General features: G+C 46.4%; 15 protein-coding genes and 3 riboswitches. Of the genes, 7 read left to right on the top strand and 8 right to left on the bottom strand.

Features of this window, described 5'->3' with window-relative positions:
- The first annotated feature begins 212 nt into the window (after positions 1-212).
- Both ku and HAP68_RS06435 read left to right on the top strand, forming a co-directional pair.
- Positions 213-1,094 carry a non-homologous end joining protein Ku gene (gene ku / locus HAP68_RS06440; RefSeq protein WP_003154722.1) on the top strand — a complete coding sequence of 294 codons (882 nt, stop codon included), beginning with the start codon at positions 213-215 and terminating at the stop codon, positions 1,092-1,094.
- Positions 1,095-1,096: 2 nt separating this feature from the next.
- On the top strand, positions 1,097-2,932 hold the full coding sequence (locus HAP68_RS06435) for a DNA ligase D (protein ID WP_024085217.1): 1,836 nt from the start codon (positions 1,097-1,099) through the stop codon (positions 2,930-2,932).
- A 9-nt stretch (positions 2,933-2,941) separates the two neighbouring features.
- On the opposite strand, the gene HAP68_RS06430 is transcribed toward HAP68_RS06435, so the two are convergent.
- The 4 genes from HAP68_RS06430 to HAP68_RS06415 all read right to left on the bottom strand — a co-directional run bounded on the left by HAP68_RS06430 (position 2,942) and on the right by HAP68_RS06415 (position 4,708).
- Positions 2,942-3,496, bottom strand: coding sequence for a YkoP family protein (locus tag HAP68_RS06430; RefSeq protein ID WP_003154727.1), 555 nt, complete (start codon positions 3,494-3,496; stop codon positions 2,942-2,944).
- Between the two features lie 178 nt (positions 3,497-3,674).
- The gene (locus HAP68_RS06425; RefSeq protein ID WP_007610911.1) at positions 3,675-4,139 is read right to left on the bottom strand and encodes a MarR family winged helix-turn-helix transcriptional regulator; all 465 of its coding nucleotides are present in this window, start codon (positions 4,137-4,139) and stop codon (positions 3,675-3,677) included.
- Positions 4,140-4,281: 142 nt separating this feature from the next.
- On the bottom strand, positions 4,282-4,464 hold the full coding sequence (gene fbpA, locus HAP68_RS06420; protein WP_003154731.1) for a Fur-regulated basic protein FbpA: 183 nt from the start codon (positions 4,462-4,464) through the stop codon (positions 4,282-4,284).
- Between the two features lie 88 nt (positions 4,465-4,552).
- Positions 4,553-4,708, bottom strand: coding sequence for a hypothetical protein (locus HAP68_RS06415; protein ID WP_003154733.1), 156 nt, complete (start codon positions 4,706-4,708; stop codon positions 4,553-4,555).
- A gap of 194 nt (positions 4,709-4,902) precedes the next feature.
- On the opposite strand from HAP68_RS06415, the gene HAP68_RS06410 reads away from it, so the two are divergent.
- Positions 4,903-5,235 carry a MerR family transcriptional regulator gene (locus tag HAP68_RS06410; RefSeq protein ID WP_003154734.1) on the top strand — a complete coding sequence of 111 codons (333 nt, stop codon included), beginning with the start codon at positions 4,903-4,905 and terminating at the stop codon, positions 5,233-5,235.
- Between the two features lie 35 nt (positions 5,236-5,270).
- On the opposite strand, the gene mgtE is transcribed toward HAP68_RS06410, so the two are convergent.
- From mgtE to HAP68_RS06395, 3 genes are all read right to left on the bottom strand, one after another.
- Positions 5,271-6,626 carry a magnesium transporter gene (gene mgtE, locus HAP68_RS06405; RefSeq protein WP_014304888.1) on the bottom strand — a complete coding sequence of 452 codons (1,356 nt, stop codon included), beginning with the start codon at positions 6,624-6,626 and terminating at the stop codon, positions 5,271-5,273.
- A 234-nt stretch (positions 6,627-6,860) separates the two neighbouring features.
- Positions 6,861-7,026: riboswitch (M-box (ykoK) riboswitch) on the bottom strand.
- Positions 7,027-7,132: 106 nt separating this feature from the next.
- Entirely contained in the window at positions 7,133-7,270 is a 138-nt protein-coding gene (locus HAP68_RS06400; RefSeq protein WP_003154740.1) for a transcriptional regulator SplA domain-containing protein, read from the bottom strand.
- Positions 7,271-7,360: 90 nt separating this feature from the next.
- Complete coding sequence (locus HAP68_RS06395; protein ID WP_003154742.1) at positions 7,361-8,623, bottom strand: glycoside hydrolase family 18 protein; 1,263 nt, start codon at positions 8,621-8,623, stop codon at positions 7,361-7,363.
- Between the two features lie 148 nt (positions 8,624-8,771).
- Positions 8,772-8,885: riboswitch (TPP riboswitch) on the top strand.
- Between the two features lie 181 nt (positions 8,886-9,066).
- Here HAP68_RS06395 and HAP68_RS06390 point away from each other — a divergent pair.
- From HAP68_RS06390 to HAP68_RS06380, 3 genes are read left to right on the top strand one after another with little or no spacing between them, the layout of a single operon-like run.
- Positions 9,067-9,666 carry an ECF transporter S component gene (locus HAP68_RS06390; RefSeq protein ID WP_014304886.1) on the top strand — a complete coding sequence of 200 codons (600 nt, stop codon included), beginning with the start codon at positions 9,067-9,069 and terminating at the stop codon, positions 9,664-9,666.
- Positions 9,653-11,290 carry an ABC transporter ATP-binding protein gene (locus tag HAP68_RS06385; protein WP_024085216.1) on the top strand — a complete coding sequence of 546 codons (1,638 nt, stop codon included), beginning with the start codon at positions 9,653-9,655 and terminating at the stop codon, positions 11,288-11,290. Before HAP68_RS06390 ends, HAP68_RS06385 begins: the two co-directional genes overlap by 14 nt.
- Entirely contained in the window at positions 11,265-12,026 is a 762-nt protein-coding gene (locus tag HAP68_RS06380; protein ID WP_022553447.1) for an energy-coupling factor transporter transmembrane component T family protein, read from the top strand. The genes HAP68_RS06385 and HAP68_RS06380 overlap by 26 nt, the downstream gene beginning before the upstream one ends.
- Before the next feature lie 45 nt (positions 12,027-12,071).
- Here the strand turns inward: HAP68_RS06380 and HAP68_RS06375 are convergent, their stop codons facing one another.
- Positions 12,072-12,905, bottom strand: a complete 834-nt coding sequence (locus HAP68_RS06375) for an STAS domain-containing protein (RefSeq protein WP_003154749.1) — start codon at positions 12,903-12,905, stop codon at positions 12,072-12,074.
- A 219-nt stretch (positions 12,906-13,124) separates the two neighbouring features.
- Between HAP68_RS06375 and HAP68_RS06370 the strand changes: the two genes are divergently transcribed.
- Positions 13,125-14,084: a S8 family peptidase gene (locus HAP68_RS06370; protein ID WP_014304883.1), complete on the top strand. Its 960-nt coding sequence runs from the start codon at positions 13,125-13,127 to the stop codon at positions 14,082-14,084.
- Between the two features lie 139 nt (positions 14,085-14,223).
- Positions 14,224-14,378: riboswitch (SAM riboswitch) on the top strand.
- Positions 14,379-14,446: the final 68 nt, after the last annotated feature.

Raw genomic sequence — 14,446 nt, 5'->3', positions numbered from 1 at the left:
TCTATATAATCTTTTTGATCAACCATTGATGATTTTCGGGGACTTCAGCGATTTAAAGAACTTACCGATTCACATGCGATTTCCTTTTCAGCCGGCCATTACCGCTTGAGGAAATGGAACAGCCGCTCCATGAAGCGCCGCATCACCCATAAGTTGCTACACATGGAACAGACCCGTTTATCCACAATAAAGACAAAAAGGAGTTTTTATTCATGCACACGATGTGGAAGGGTTCGATCAGTTTCGGCCTCGTCAATATCCCGGTCAAGCTTTTTGCGGCCACTGAAGATAAAGATATAAAATTCCGCAGTCTTCATAAAGAAGACCATGCGCCGATTAAATACGAAAAAATCTGCACCGGATGTGAAAAGAGTCTGGAGCCTGATGAAATCGTGAAAGGCTATGAGTATGTAAAAGGAAAATACGTCATTATGACAGACGAAGACTTGAAAGACGTAAAACAGGAACATGAAGAAAAAGCGGTTGAGATTGTTGACTTTGTCCAGCTGCAGGAAATCGATCCGATTTATTTTAACCGGTCATATTATGTCGGGCCGGGAGACAACGGCACAAAAGCCTATACACTTCTGCGGGAAGCGCTGAGGACGACGGGTAAAATCGGGATTGCCTCCATTACGATCCGCTCTAAACAGCAGCTTGCGATTCTTCGCGTGTATGACAACTGCATCGTGATGGAATCCATTCATTATCCAGATGAGGTCAGAAATGCCGGACATGTGCCGGGCGTTCCTGAGCAGACAGCCGTTAATGAAAAAGAGCTGCAGACGGCGATCACATTAATTAATGAGCTGACAACCGAGTTTGACCCGGAACAATACGAAGACACATACCGGAAAGCCCTTCTCGCCAAAATTAACGATAAGCTCGAACATGAAGAAGCGGGCGTGACACCTGCTCCTGCCGGCCCGCGAGAAGATGTCATTGATCTTGTCAGCGCGCTTCAGGCAAGCATTGACCGGACGAAGCGGCCGAATCGCGAACAGGCTGCACCGGCACGGACAAAAGACACAGCGTCAGCTGGCGGCGGAGGCAAAAAGCAGAAGACGACCAGACAAAAAGCCGGAACGTCTTAATCATGGTGCTGACGATGCAGCCGATTTTGACCTCTGTACCGCCTGAAGGCAGTGAGTGGCGCTATGAGGTAAAATATGACGGATTCCGCTGTCTTCTCCGCATAGACGAAAACGGTGTTACATTAACCAGCAGAAACGGACAGACGCTGACGAATCAATTTCCGGAAATCACGGCTTTTGCGGCCCGGTGTTTTCAGCACATGAAAGACAGGTTCCCCATTACGCTTGACGGAGAGCTTGTCTATTTAATCAATCCGTACAGAGCGGACTTTGAGCATCTTCAAATCCGCGGACGTTTAAAACGAACCGAAGCAATTAAAAGCACCGCTGATAGACGGCCGTGCCGCTTTCTGGCATTTGATCTCCTCGTTCTGGAAGGCGCGGGCACCGTCTCATTACCGTATGTGAAACGGAAGCGCGCCCTTTCCAATCTGCTTAAAGAAGCAAATCTTCCCGCCTGCCCTCATCACTTAGCGGAAGAAGCGATTCAATACATTCCGGAGCACACTGACTTTGACGCGCTTTGGGACAAGGTCGTCCGCCATGACGGAGAAGGTATCGTAGCCAAAAGGGCTTCCAGCGGATGGGCGGAAAATAAACGCTCTCCCGACTGGCAGAAGTATAAACATATGAAAACGGCTCACGTGCTATTAACCGGATTCAATCCGAAGAACGGGTATGTGACGGCCTCTGTTTTGAAAGACGGCATCGTCGTCCCGATCGCTTCCGTTTCCCACGGCATGCAGGCGGAAGAAAAAAACGCCGTCAGAACCATTATGGAGACCCACGGAAAAAAACAAAAAAGCGGCGAGTATACACTTGAGCCTTCTATCTGCATGACCGTGCAGTATTTAACCATATTGCAGGACACGCTGCGTGAAGTATCTTTTGTGTCCTTTCAGTTTGAAATGGATTGGACGGAATGCACGTATCAGCAGCTTATCCTCCGCTCTAAAACGCTGCCGCCGAAGCTGCAGTTCACAAGCCTGGATAAGATCGTTTTTAAAAAACGTGAAAAAACGAAAGCAGATTTCCTTAGTTATATGGTGAAAATGAGCGATTTTCTGATGCCCTTTCTTAAAGATCGGGCCGTCACGGTGATCCGTTATCCGCACGGCGCGCCTGGCGAATCTTTCTTTCAAAAAAACAAACCGGACTACACGCCGGACTTTGTCACAAGCGTGTTTGACGGGAGCCACGAGCACATCGTATGCAGCAGCGTACCGTCACTTCTATGGCTGGCTAATCAGCTGGCGCTTGAATTTCACGTTCCGTTTCAGACAGTGCATTCTGAAAGGCCCGCAGAAATCGTCATTGATCTTGATCCTCCGTCAAGGAATGATTTTCCTATGGCAGTGGAGGCTGCGCATGTGCTGAAACAGCTGTTTGACTCATTCAGCATGACGTCATTCCCGAAGCTCTCCGGAAATAAAGGCATTCAGCTTTACATCCCGCTTTCACCGGAAGCATTCACCTATGAAGAAACCCGTGCGTTCACAATGCTCATCGCCGATTATTGCGTCAGGACGCGCCCGGATCTTTTTACGACAGAGCGGTTTATCAAAAACCGAAACGGCAGGCTCTACCTAGATTATTTGCAGCATGCCGAAGGGAAAACCATTATCGCCCCCTATTCGACCCGGGGCAACGAATTGGGAACGGTTGCGGCTCCCCTTTATTGGAGCGAAGTCAACTCCTCTTTAACACCTGATGATTATACGATCGATACAGTAGTGAACCGCGTCAGGACAGAGGGAGATCCGTTTTATGATTTTTACCGGAATCCGCAGGACGGCCCGCTTTCAATCGTGCTTGAGCAAATCAAGAGAAAGAGCTGACGCTTTTGGTCAGCTCTTTTCAGTCTGATACGTGCACATCAATTTTTCTTTGGAAATAAATAAATAGCAGGAGTAAGGAATGTTTTTGAGGGTGAGCTGTTTTGCAGTAAAGTATAAAATCGGAAGATGGGCCGCTTTCTTAAACAGCCTGTAGCAGCCGCTGGACGGTTTTATCACATCAAAACCGAGTCTCGCCGCTCCTTTATGAAGCATTGTAATGCCGACGACTCCCTTAATCTCGTCTTTCCGTTTATGCTGGTTAATATAATCCGCTAAATGAGGCATGGATTGATATACCTTCTGATATAGCATAATCCCCCTTCTGACCGCGCTTTCAATAGGCTGCAGCTCTTTCAGGAGTTTGACATTATGAAGATGAATCTTAACTAACACGTCGTTTTTTTTAATCCTGGTTCCGTCGCTCAGGATGACTTCTTTTCCTTTATATCTAGTCAAACGGACGCGGAATACATTCGATTGCCGTTTATCAATCAGCGTCAGCCGGGTAAAGAAGAAATAAAGCGGATCAAGTAAGTACCATATAGACAGCAGACAGCTTCTCACATGTTCACCTTCTTTATATTCAAAGCACCCTCATATTTTGGCATGAGGCATGACACATTATGATTGGTAAATAATGATGCAGCCCTGTATCAGCTTATGCAAAAACCGCTTCAGGCTCTACTGTCCGAAACAGAAAAAAACACTCTTCATGAAGAAGAGTGTCTGTATCCGCTTTCTTTTAACGGAAAAGCAAATGCTGGCTGTGAATTCCCGCTTTTTTCAGTAAGGCTATCAGCTGTTCCTGTTCCTCAGGCATAAGTCCTGAAAACGCTCTCGCAATTCTCAATGAATGAATCGGATAAATTTTATCCAAATACTCGTTTCCTTTATCAGTTAAATGGGCGTAAACAGACCGTTTGTCCTTCGGGTCTTGTTCTCTGACCAAAAACCCGTTTCTTTCAAGCTTGTCGATGACATAGGTGACATTCCCGCTGACAAGCAAAAGACGCGACCCGATTTGCTGAAGCTTTTGCGGTCCTCTCGTATAGAGCAGCTCCAAAACGGCAAATTCAGTCGGATTAAAACCGTGTTCTTTACTGTCGCGGATGCTGTGTTCAGACACACTCTTGAAAGCCCTCGCAAAAACTTTGTACAAATTCATCGAACGCATCACTTCTTCTTCGTTAAATGATAATCTCATCATATCTACCCCGTATTTAAGATTTTTATAAAAAAATAATGTAAACCCTTACAATTCATAAGAGTCGTTCTTTGTTTTATATTCTATTCGTGCCGTTTTTCAGAATTCCTTCTTTTTTATATAAAAAAATACCCTTATACATCATTTAATTTGTATAAGGGTTCCGTTCTTTATAGGGAATGTTCCGAAAAAAATACGCGTATTCCTTTCTCAGCTCCGTAATTGTCATGGAATTAAGTATTTCTTTCGTATAGACTCCGATCTGCAGAAGCTTTTTGGAATAATGGTTTCTCTCTTTATCCAATGCATTTTGAAGCAAACGACTCATGACGGCCTCCTTTGTTTTCCGTTATTCTATGATCAGAATAACGCTTTTATATCAAAGATGTATAAAGCCATTGTAAAACTTCTGTAGATTATGATGTTTTTCGGTAAAGACCGTTCTGGACGGCTCTGAGCAGCGGAAAAGCGTGTTCCCCGGCAAGCTGCATGAACGCCTCCAGCATTTCATCGCGTTTCATATCTAATTCAATGATTTCTTTTGCCAGCGAAACCGCTTTTTCTTTCTCCATTCCTATCCTTCCTCCTCATTGTATCTGTACAATAAGCATAAAACGGGGGCACAGAACCATGCATTAACCTTGTCAATTTTTCTGCCGCTTTTTTTCTAAAATTTTCTATTTCGCGTCAGAAAACCTGACAAGCGTCAGGTTTTTTCTCTTTTTTTCTTATATAATATGAGTAAAAGACATCCAGGGGTGGAAAAATGACGACAGACGAACAATCTTACAAAGATAAAAAAGTAATCTCGATCGGCATTGTAAGCGAATTAACCGGATTGTCAGTCAGACAGATCAGATACTATGAAGAACGGAAATTAATCTACCCGCAGCGATCATCACGGGGAACGAGAAAGTATTCCTTCGCGGATGTTGAGCGGCTGATGGATATTGCCAACAAGCGGGAAGACGGCGTGCAGACGGCTGAGATTTTAAAAGACATGCGGAAAAAAGAACAGGCTCTCAAAAACGACCCGCAGCTCCGCAAAAAAATGCTGGAAGGACAGCTTAATGCTCATTTTAAGTATAAAAACCGCTGATCAAAAAAGTCCGCCTCCTGTGAGACGGACTTTTTTTATAAAGCATGAAGAAATGCAGTTGCAATGCCGAAATAAATTAATAAGGACAAAATATCGTTCAGCGTCGTAATCAGCGGTCCTGACGCAATCGCCGGGTCAATGTTCAGTTTATGAAGAATAATAGGGACGATCGTTCCGGCCATCGTACCGATAATCAACGTTGCAAGCAGCGATGAACCGACGACAAAACCGAGCGTTAAGTCTTTCTGCCAGACGGTTGCGACGATCGTAATCGCGATCGCACAGACAATGCCGATGTAGATACCGGTTCTTAATTCACGGAAAATCAGTTTAAAAATGGTTTTTTTATTCATTTCTTCTTTAGCCAGTCCTCTGATGACGACGGCGAGTGACTGTGTGCCTGTATTACCCGTCGTTCCCGCGATCATCGGCATGAAAAACGCGAGGGCGACTACTTTTTGCAATGTATCTTCAAAATAATTCAGAATGCTTCCGGAAATCAATCCGATAAACAAAAGCAGAATGAGCCACGGCAAACGGCGGTACGCCGCCACGTATGCTTTCGTATCAAATGTAATCGCCTTACCGGAGGCTGCGAATTTTTCGTAATCTTCATCGGCTTCTTTAATCACGACGTCAATAATATCATCGACAGTGACAATACCGACAAGCACATTATTTTCTTCCACGATGGGAATGGCTAAAAAGTCATACCGCTGGATCAGCCGGGCGACTTCTTCCTGGTCTTGGAGCACCCCGGCCGAGATGACACGCGTAAACATGAGATCCTGCACTTTATCGTCAGGCTCGCCGAGAATTAAATCTCTGTAAGAGAGCACTCCGACAAGCTGCTTGCTGTCATTAATCACGTACAAATAATTTATTGATTCTGCGATTTCTGCAAAACTTTTCAGCTTCACGACCGCATCTTTTACTGTATAATGCTGCGGAATCCAGACGAAGCGGTTCGTCATCATCCTGCCCGCCGATTCTTGCGGATAGTTCATCAAAAGCTGTACGGCCTTTGATTCCTCAGCCTCCATACTGGATAAAAGCTGTTCTTTCAGTTCTTCATCCATCTCTTCAAGCAATGCGGCGAGATCGTCGTTATCCATTTTATTCATTGCGAGAGTGGCTTTCGTTTTACCGACCTTATGCAAAACGGCAAGCTGAAATTCCCGCTCCAGCTCTCCGATCATGTCGGTGATGTCATCAACCGTCATATATGACAGATAGCGGGCCCGGTGCTTTTCCGGCATTTCTTTAAATAAAAATGCCATGTCATAGGGCTGAAGCTCATCTATCATGTTTCGGAATTCTTTTATTTTTCCGTCCCGCAATAAAATGATAATGCGTAATATGAGTTCGTCATAGGTCATGTTTTGGACCATCGGGACTCGTACCTCCTTTACGGAGACGCGCCGTCCGTCAAGGGAAGTGCGGCGGTTTGTCTCCTCATCATGTCGTCACTGGTTATCTGGCTGTATATGGGTACTTCTTCTGACATACTCGAATGGGGAGAATCCATACTCCGCACCTCCTTATCATGCTCAGTCGTGTACGTTTTGAGGCATAAAAAAAACCTTCCGATATGAAGGCGAAAACAAGCACGGCAAATAAACGTGCGGGGCCTCCAATCGTAGAGCTTTAGCACTGTATGGCATAGGACAGCCATCCAGCTGCGTTAAGAATCACCTTATGTCGATGATTCCTGTTGACCCATTGGCGTCTTTGGACATTTTTGGGCAGCAGCGTATCTCCATACAGGAGCCTCACCTAACGAAGTTCTTATTTGAATTGACACACTGAGATTACAGAAAAAAAAGGAATGTGTCAACCTTAAATTTGTGATTTCAGCACATACCTATAAAATAAACGGAATAAAGGCATAAAGCCCTTATTCCGGCAAATCGCTTTCATCCTCTTCTGAAAGGAAATGATAGGATTCATGCAACATGAGCGCGTATTCCCCTTCTTTTGTCGGGTGCGGTACATACTCAGCCTCGTTGATATACTGCTCTTCCCTTTTCTTCATATGACAGACCTCCTTCTCAATTTTAGATTGTCCAAAAGAAGCTCCGTTATCATAGGAAAGAAAAAATCACTTACGGAGAGGGACATGCAGCTATATTTTTCGGATCGTAAAAAAGTTCCTAAGCAGCCACGGGCCCGGTTTGAAACCGAGCGTTAATTGCCACGCGCCGATCGCCTGCAGTCCGAACTCCCGAACGAGAACCATTTTTTCACTCATGCTTCGCACATCCTCAAACCACACTTCATGCGTTCTTCCATTTTCATCAGTATACCGGAAGTAAGGGGAACGCTCCTGCTGGGAATAACGGATCATTGATTGATGCTTCATCGCCGTTTCCATGGCGCGCTGATTGGAGATGGCAGATCCGATCGTTCCGGGACGGTACGGAATCACCCAATCATACCCGTACAGCGGAACACCGAGAATCACTTTTCTTCTCGGCACCCTGCTGATGGCAAAATTGATCGTTTGCCTGACCTCTGTTAAAGGCGCCACGGGTCCCGGCTCACTGCCGGCGTGGTGCCAGTCGTACGCCATAATGAACATATAATCGACGACGGCTCCGATTCCGCCGTAATCATATCCCCTCAGCCACGGCACTGCATCACTTGTTTTCGCCGGAACCGATATCGTTAACGCGAGCTGATGCTCTGAAAGCCGGGTTTTTAACTGCCGGAGAAATCCTGTGAAGAGATCCCTGTCAGCTTCTCTGACCCGTTCAAAATCGATATTTACACCGCCGTATCCCTTTCTTACCGTTAAGGAGACGATATTGTTGACGAGATTCGTTCTTGCCGCCGGATTTTGCAGCACTTGATGGGCTAATTCCGGACTGAATCCCCCTTCTGTCAGATTCGTAATGACGGCAAGCGGGCGCACTCTGTTCTGCCATGTGGTTTCTATTGCGGTTCTGTCGTTTAAATCGTTCATGATATCTCCATTCGGGCCGAAATGATATTCAAACAAAGAAATCGCCGAAGAATACGGCGCAAAATCATTAATCAGCTCTCTATCCGCTTCAGGCGTCCGAATGACATAAAATTGCAGGGTTCCCGCAAGATAGTTAGAGATATCAGGGATCTTCACTTTCATACCCGTCCGCAGCCGGTTCGGCGGAATATCCGGGTTTGCCTGCATCAGCTGCATCTGCGGCACATAAGCCTTACCTGCGATAACGGCATACGTATCATTCGGCTGAACCGTATATTCATTAAGAGGGATTAAAAGCGCCTGCCCCGGAACGATATTCGTTTCCTCAAGCCCGTTGACGCTTCTGATGCTGTCAACAGGGTATCCGTACTTTCTGCTGATGGAAAATAACGAGTCGCCAGACTGCACTGTATGAACAAACATAGATGTCCTCCGTTTCCTTTTGATCAAAAGGGCTCTTCTTATCTTTATGAATGATCTTCCGGTCCGATTCCAAACTCTGTTCGGAGAAAGGCTGTTTACAAATCAGACATGATCAACTATGATGATGTCATCATAAAAAACTGTATAGGAAACGCACTAGGGGTGCTGTTATCGGCTGAGATAAAACATGCGGCAGGCGTGTTTTGATCCCTTATAACCCGATCTGGATAATACCAGCGTGGGGAAGTGCAGATTGACCGGAGCGCAGGGTTTTTCCCCATGCGTTTTCGTTCTGCTGCTGCATATTCCCTCGGATATGCAGTTTTTTATTTTTCATTAAAAAACGGGGGAGGACACCGCAATATGAAACTTACGATCAATCGTCTTTCGTAAAATCAACTCTTTCATACTTACGACTATCGATAAGAAAGCAGGAGATCACAATGAAAAATTGGAAAATGAGAGAAATTGTCGTCATGTCCGTCATCAGTGTTGTATTTGCTGTCATTTATTTAGTATCAACTCATGCAAGCAATATAGCGGCAGGATTTTTCGGCCGGATGAGCTACGAACCGATTTACGGTATCTGGTTTATCGTCTCGGTGATTGCCGCGTACATTATTCAAAAACCGGGAGCGGCTCTCGTTTCTGAAATCATCGCCGCGTTTGTGGAGTGCTTACTCGGAAATCCGTCAGGACCGATGGTGATTCTGATCGGGATCGCACAGGGAATCGGTGCGGAAGCAATCTTTTTAGCGACACGCTGGCGGGTGTATACCCTGCCCGTGCTTCTTTTATCCGGTATGGGGTCTTCTGTGACAAGCTTCATTTATGACTTGTTCGTTTCCGGATACTCTGTTTTGAATCCGGGTTTATTAGCCGTCATGCTTCTCATCCGTCTGGTCTCAGGTGCGCTTCTTGCCGGCCTTCTCGGCAAAGCAATCAGTGATGCGCTGGCTTACACAGGAGTGCTGAACGGCATGGCGCTCGGAAAACAATTCAAGAAGAAAAAGAAACAGGTGAACCAAGATGCAGGCATCTGAACCCCTTCTATCCGCCGGCCGTCTTACCTTTTCTTATGATCAGGATGAAAAGCCGATTTTTCAAAACGTGTCCTTTCAGCTCCGCAAAGGAGAGCGGGCTTTATTGCTCGGGCCGAGCGGATGCGGCAAAAGCTCGCTCGCTCTCTGTTTAAACGGTCTGTACCCGGAAGCATGCGATGGGGTTCAATCGGGAACCGTTTCTTTATACGGAACACCTCTTTCACACCTGACAGAACCCGCCGCCAGATCCATCGGCGTCGTGTTTCAAGATCCGGACCAGCAGTTTTGCATGCTGACCGTTGAAGATGAAATCGCCTTCGGCCTGGAAAATTTGCAATATACAAAAGAAGATATGGACGCAATCATCGATGACGTTTTAGAAAAATTAGAGATCACTCATCTGAAAACGCGAACGATCGCTTCGCTGTCAGGCGGTTCAAAACAAAAAGTGGCGCTTGCCTGTATCATTGCAATGGAACCGGAACTCATTATTTTGGACGAACCGACGGCACAGCTTGATCCATATTCGGCACGTGAATTAGTGCGGCTGATCAAAGATCTTCAAGCAAAAAAAGGCTTCGGCCTTCTCGTTATCGAACATCAGCTTGATCACTGGGCGCCGTGGATGGACAGGACGATTGTCCTTGACGAAACGGGTCAGAAGGTGATGGACGGAGAGACAGACGTTATCTTTGAAACAAAGATTGAAGAGCTGATGCAGCTCGGCATTCCGATTCCGCGTGTGATCTCATTGCAGGAGCACGTCAGCATTCCTTTTACATTGTGTAAAGAAAATCTGTTTGACGAACCTGTACCATCTCTGCCCGAACCCCGGCCCGCCGCGCTTTCGGCAGAAGACGCGCTGAGCGTTCACGAACTGTCATTCTCAAGAGGAGCAGAAGTCATTTTTCAGGATGTGAGCTTTTCCGTAAAAAAAGGTTCAATCACCGCGATTGCCGGTCCTAACGGAACAGGAAAATCCACGCTCCTTTCTGCCGCGGCCAAGCTCATCCGTCCGCTGGGCGGAGACATCAAAATAGACGGCAGACCGATTGATTCCTATTCTGAAAAAGAGCTGCGGCGACAGATCGGATATGTTTTCCAGAATCCTGAACACCAGTTTGTCACAGATTCCGTCATTCAAGAGCTGATGTTCGGTTTTGAAAGCAACAGAGCCGCAAAGGAGAAAGCTCTTCAGCTGTTAACCCGATTCGGCATGAGACGCCATGCCTCACAGCATCCGTTTTCTTTAAGCCAAGGACAAAAACGCAGGCTCAGCGTCGCGACGATGCTTATGCACAATGTGAACGTTTTGATGCTTGATGAACCGACTTTCGGACAGGATGCCAAAACGGCGCGGGAGTGTATGCAAATGCTCCGTGAGATTCAAAAGGAAGGAACGGCTGTTTTGATGGTGACACACGATATGGAACTCGTCTCGGATTATGCCGACACGATCCTTGTGCTCTGCGGCACGAAGCTGGTGTACCGCGGAACGCCCGACTCATTGTTTTCTGATCATATCGGAATCGCGGAGCGGGCGCATTTAGCTTTGCCCCTGCGGTATGAATGGATGAAACACGACAGGAGGCGGAAAAATGAACTTGCGGCTGGAGGCTGTTAACCCGTCAATAAAGGCGGCGGCTGTATTGTTATGCGTCATTATGCTGTCATTTATTTATAATCCGTACACCCCTGCTTTGTTTTATATCATCATTGCGGGAGGCGTCCTCTCGGCGGGGCGTGTGCCGCTGAAAAAATGGCTGCTGTTCACGATTCCGTTTGTCATTCTGGCCTTCGGTTCTTTATGGACAGCCGCCGTATTCGGAAACGTCCCGACAACCGGGAGCAATCTGCTGTTTAAACTCGGGCCGATTGCCGTCAACAGTGATAACGCGGCGCTCGGGATTTCTATCGCGTTTCGTATTTTATGTTTTTCCGCTTTGTCGATGATGTTTCTTTTTACAACCGATCCGATTCTGTTCATGCTCAGTCTGATTCAGCAGTGTAAGCTGCCGCCCAAGCTTGCATACGGCGTTATCGCGGGATTCCGGTTTCTCCCTCTTCTGAAAGATGAAATCCTGATCATCCGGCAGGCGCACAGAATCAGGGGTGCGGCGTCTGATTCCGGGCTGAAAGGAAAGCTCTCCGCCTTCAGGCGCTTCACCATTCCGCTATTGGCAGGCGCAATCAGAAAGGCGGAACGCACGGCCATCGCGATGGAATCTAAAGGCTTTACTGGGAGCCGAAACCGCACGTTTTACAGAACTGTTACTGTGCGCCGCGCCGACTGGTGCTTTTTCCTGCTCGTGCTTCTGTTATTCGGCGCAAGCTGGCTCATTTCATTGTTGTTTGTATAAAAACAGGCCGCCGGAGTGATTCGGCAGCCTGTTTTGTTATGTATGTTATTGATGATAATTGAGAGCCTGAGCGAGATTGGACTTGACCGTAATCTCTGAGAAATTAATGCCGAGCTGTACGGCGGTTTGAGCAATTTCCGGCCTGATTCCGGATAAAGTGGACGTGACGCCGATCAATTTCAGCGCTTCAATTAATTTAAAAATCTGATGCGCCACCATCGTATCGACAACCACTACACCCGACAGGTCAATTAACAGATGTTCAATCAGCCGTTTTGCACATGTGCTCAGCGTATTTTCAAGAATGAATTTGGCGCGCTCCGTGTCAATATCGCCGACAAGCGGCAGCAGCGCCGTCCGTTTGCTCAGCGTGATAACCGGCGAGCTTAACTCCAAAATCATTTCTCTTTGCGCATTCAGCTGCATTTTTGAGTTATGCTCAGCATGATCGACAAACGTGTAAATCGTAAAATCAAATACTTGTGCAATTAAATTCTCCCATTTCTTCCTTTCTCCCTCGGCAAATGAAGATTCATGTTTATCGGCAAACGCATCATAATAACTGATGTATAGTCTCCGGTTTCTCATGAATTCACGGACTACATACTGGACGGGAGTATCCAGATGCTTCTGGTCTTTCGCAAGCTCAATCACCCACCGCTCGAACTCTTCTAAAAATTCTTTTTCCGGCATGATATACATTTTATTAATATGCCGGTAAAATTCTTTATCCTGCTCCGTCAGTTCTTCTGTGATGACGGGATTTGTCAAAGAATAAATCGAATTCGGATCCGAATCTTCCATCGTTTCGATCCACTCTTTCGCAATTTGATCCACTTGTTCTGAAAAATAGCTGTATAACGCTTCATTTATCTTCATCTCTCTTCTCCTTTCCCATTTCCAATTATAGCGTCAGCGGGTCATGAATGAAAATGAAAGCTGTCAAACTATCCATTTATTTGAAATTTTTTAGTCCGATAGATTACGCCTTTTTTATGAAAATGCTTCAAATGACTCTTTCCGGCCGGCATGCTCTGCCATAAAATAGTAGCAACACCCTTGTATCCACTCGCAAGCATAAAAAAGGAGGGCTTTTTTATGAATGGTGAAATGCATTTGATTCCTTATGTCACGGATGAACAGATCATGGATGTGAACGAGCTTCCTGAGGGGATTAAAGTGATTAAGGCGCCAGAGTTGTGGGCAAAAGGGTTTAAAGGCAAGGATATTAAAATCGCGGTGCTTGACACAGGCTGCGACATCAATCATCCTGATTTGAAAGACCGGATTGTCGGCGGGAAAAACTTCACCGATGATGACGGAGGCAAAGAAGACGTGATTTCCGATTACAACGGACACGGGACACACGTTTCCGGAACGATTGCAGCCAATGATTCAAACGGCGGAATTTCGGGTGTCGCGCCGGAAGCAAGCCTTTTAATCGTTAAAGTTCTCGGCGGGAAAAACGGCAGCGGCAAATACGAATGGATTATTAACGGCATCAACTACGCCGTTGAACAAAAGGCGGACATTATTTCCATGTCACTCGGCGGGCCAAGCGATGTGCCTGAACTGAAAGAAGCGGTCACAAATGCGGTAAAAAGCGGTGTTCTGGTCGTTTGCGCGGCAGGAAACGAAGGCGACGGAGACGAGCGTACAGAGGAACTGTCGTATCCGGCCGCTTACAACGAAGTGATCGCAGTCGGATCAGTCTCAATCGCCCGTAAATCGTCTGAATTTTCAAACGCTAATAAAGAGATTGACCTGGTGGCTCCGGGAGAAAATATTCTCTCCACTCTTCCCAACCATAAATACGGGAAGCTGACGGGCACTTCAATGGCCGCCCCGCATGTGAGCGGAGCGCTTGCCTTAATAAAAGGGCTTGAACAGGACGCGTTTCAGCGGACGCTTTCTGAGGCTGAAGTCTACGCCCAGCTCGTGCGGCGGACCCTTCCTTTGGACATCGCCAAAACATTGGCCGGGAACGGATTTCTGTATTTAGACGCGCCTGAAGTGCTGATGGAAAGAGCCGAACAGGCACAGCTGCTGTCTTTCTGATATTTTTCTCGTATAATGATTGATCAGTTTGTCACATCACCAATTTTTAAATTGTGAGATTTTCTATTGACAGTGATCTGAATAAGCTGATAAGATAACCAACAAATGATGTAACTTTTCAAAAAAATTGAAATACTTTCTCTTATCGAGAGTTGGGCGAGGGATTGGCCTTTTGACCCCAACAGCAACCGACCGTAATTCCATTGTGAAATGGGGCGCGTGATTTTTGCGCCGAGACGATTGTCTCATAAGGCACGGTGCTAATTCCATCAGACGTGATCTGAGAGATAAGAGAGGCTTGCATTTTGAAGTTAAAGCCTCTTTCTCTCATGAGAAAGAGGCTTTTTTGTTACATCTCACTT

The organism is Bacillus sp. Bvel1 (genome assembly GCF_014872755.1).
Taxonomy (GTDB): Bacteria; Bacillota; Bacilli; order Bacillales; family Bacillaceae; genus Bacillus; species Bacillus velezensis.
The sequence above is the reverse complement of the archived record's forward strand: the minus strand, read 5'-3'. Positions and strand labels throughout refer to the sequence as shown.

Excerpts from the sequence above, each read along its gene's own strand:
- ku (WP_003154722.1), top strand. The coding sequence starts at position 213 with ATGCACACGATGTGGAAGGGTTCGATCAGTTTCGGCCTCGTCAATATC.
- HAP68_RS06390 (WP_014304886.1), top strand. The coding sequence starts at position 9,067 with ATGAAAAATTGGAAAATGAGAGAAATTGTCGTCATGTCCGTCATCAGT.
- HAP68_RS06375 (WP_003154749.1), bottom strand. The coding sequence starts at position 12,905 with ATGAAGATAAATGAAGCGTTATACAGCTATTTTTCAGAACAAGTGGAT.
- HAP68_RS06410 (WP_003154734.1), top strand. The coding sequence starts at position 4,903 with ATGACGACAGACGAACAATCTTACAAAGATAAAAAAGTAATCTCGATC.
- mgtE (WP_014304888.1), bottom strand. The coding sequence starts at position 6,626 with ATGGTCCAAAACATGACCTATGACGAACTCATATTACGCATTATCATT.
- HAP68_RS06425 (WP_007610911.1), bottom strand. The coding sequence starts at position 4,139 with ATGATGAGATTATCATTTAACGAAGAAGAAGTGATGCGTTCGATGAAT.
- HAP68_RS06435 (WP_024085217.1), top strand. The coding sequence starts at position 1,097 with ATGGTGCTGACGATGCAGCCGATTTTGACCTCTGTACCGCCTGAAGGC.
- HAP68_RS06400 (WP_003154740.1), bottom strand. The coding sequence starts at position 7,270 with ATGAAGAAAAGGGAAGAGCAGTATATCAACGAGGCTGAGTATGTACCG.
- HAP68_RS06385 (WP_024085216.1), top strand. The coding sequence starts at position 9,653 with ATGCAGGCATCTGAACCCCTTCTATCCGCCGGCCGTCTTACCTTTTCT.
- HAP68_RS06370 (WP_014304883.1), top strand. The coding sequence starts at position 13,125 with ATGAATGGTGAAATGCATTTGATTCCTTATGTCACGGATGAACAGATC.
- HAP68_RS06415 (WP_003154733.1), bottom strand. The coding sequence starts at position 4,708 with ATGGAGAAAGAAAAAGCGGTTTCGCTGGCAAAAGAAATCATTGAATTA.
- HAP68_RS06395 (WP_003154742.1), bottom strand. The coding sequence starts at position 8,623 with ATGTTTGTTCATACAGTGCAGTCTGGCGACTCGTTATTTTCCATCAGC.
- HAP68_RS06380 (WP_022553447.1), top strand. The coding sequence starts at position 11,265 with ATGAACTTGCGGCTGGAGGCTGTTAACCCGTCAATAAAGGCGGCGGCT.
- fbpA (WP_003154731.1), bottom strand. The coding sequence starts at position 4,464 with ATGAGTCGTTTGCTTCAAAATGCATTGGATAAAGAGAGAAACCATTAT.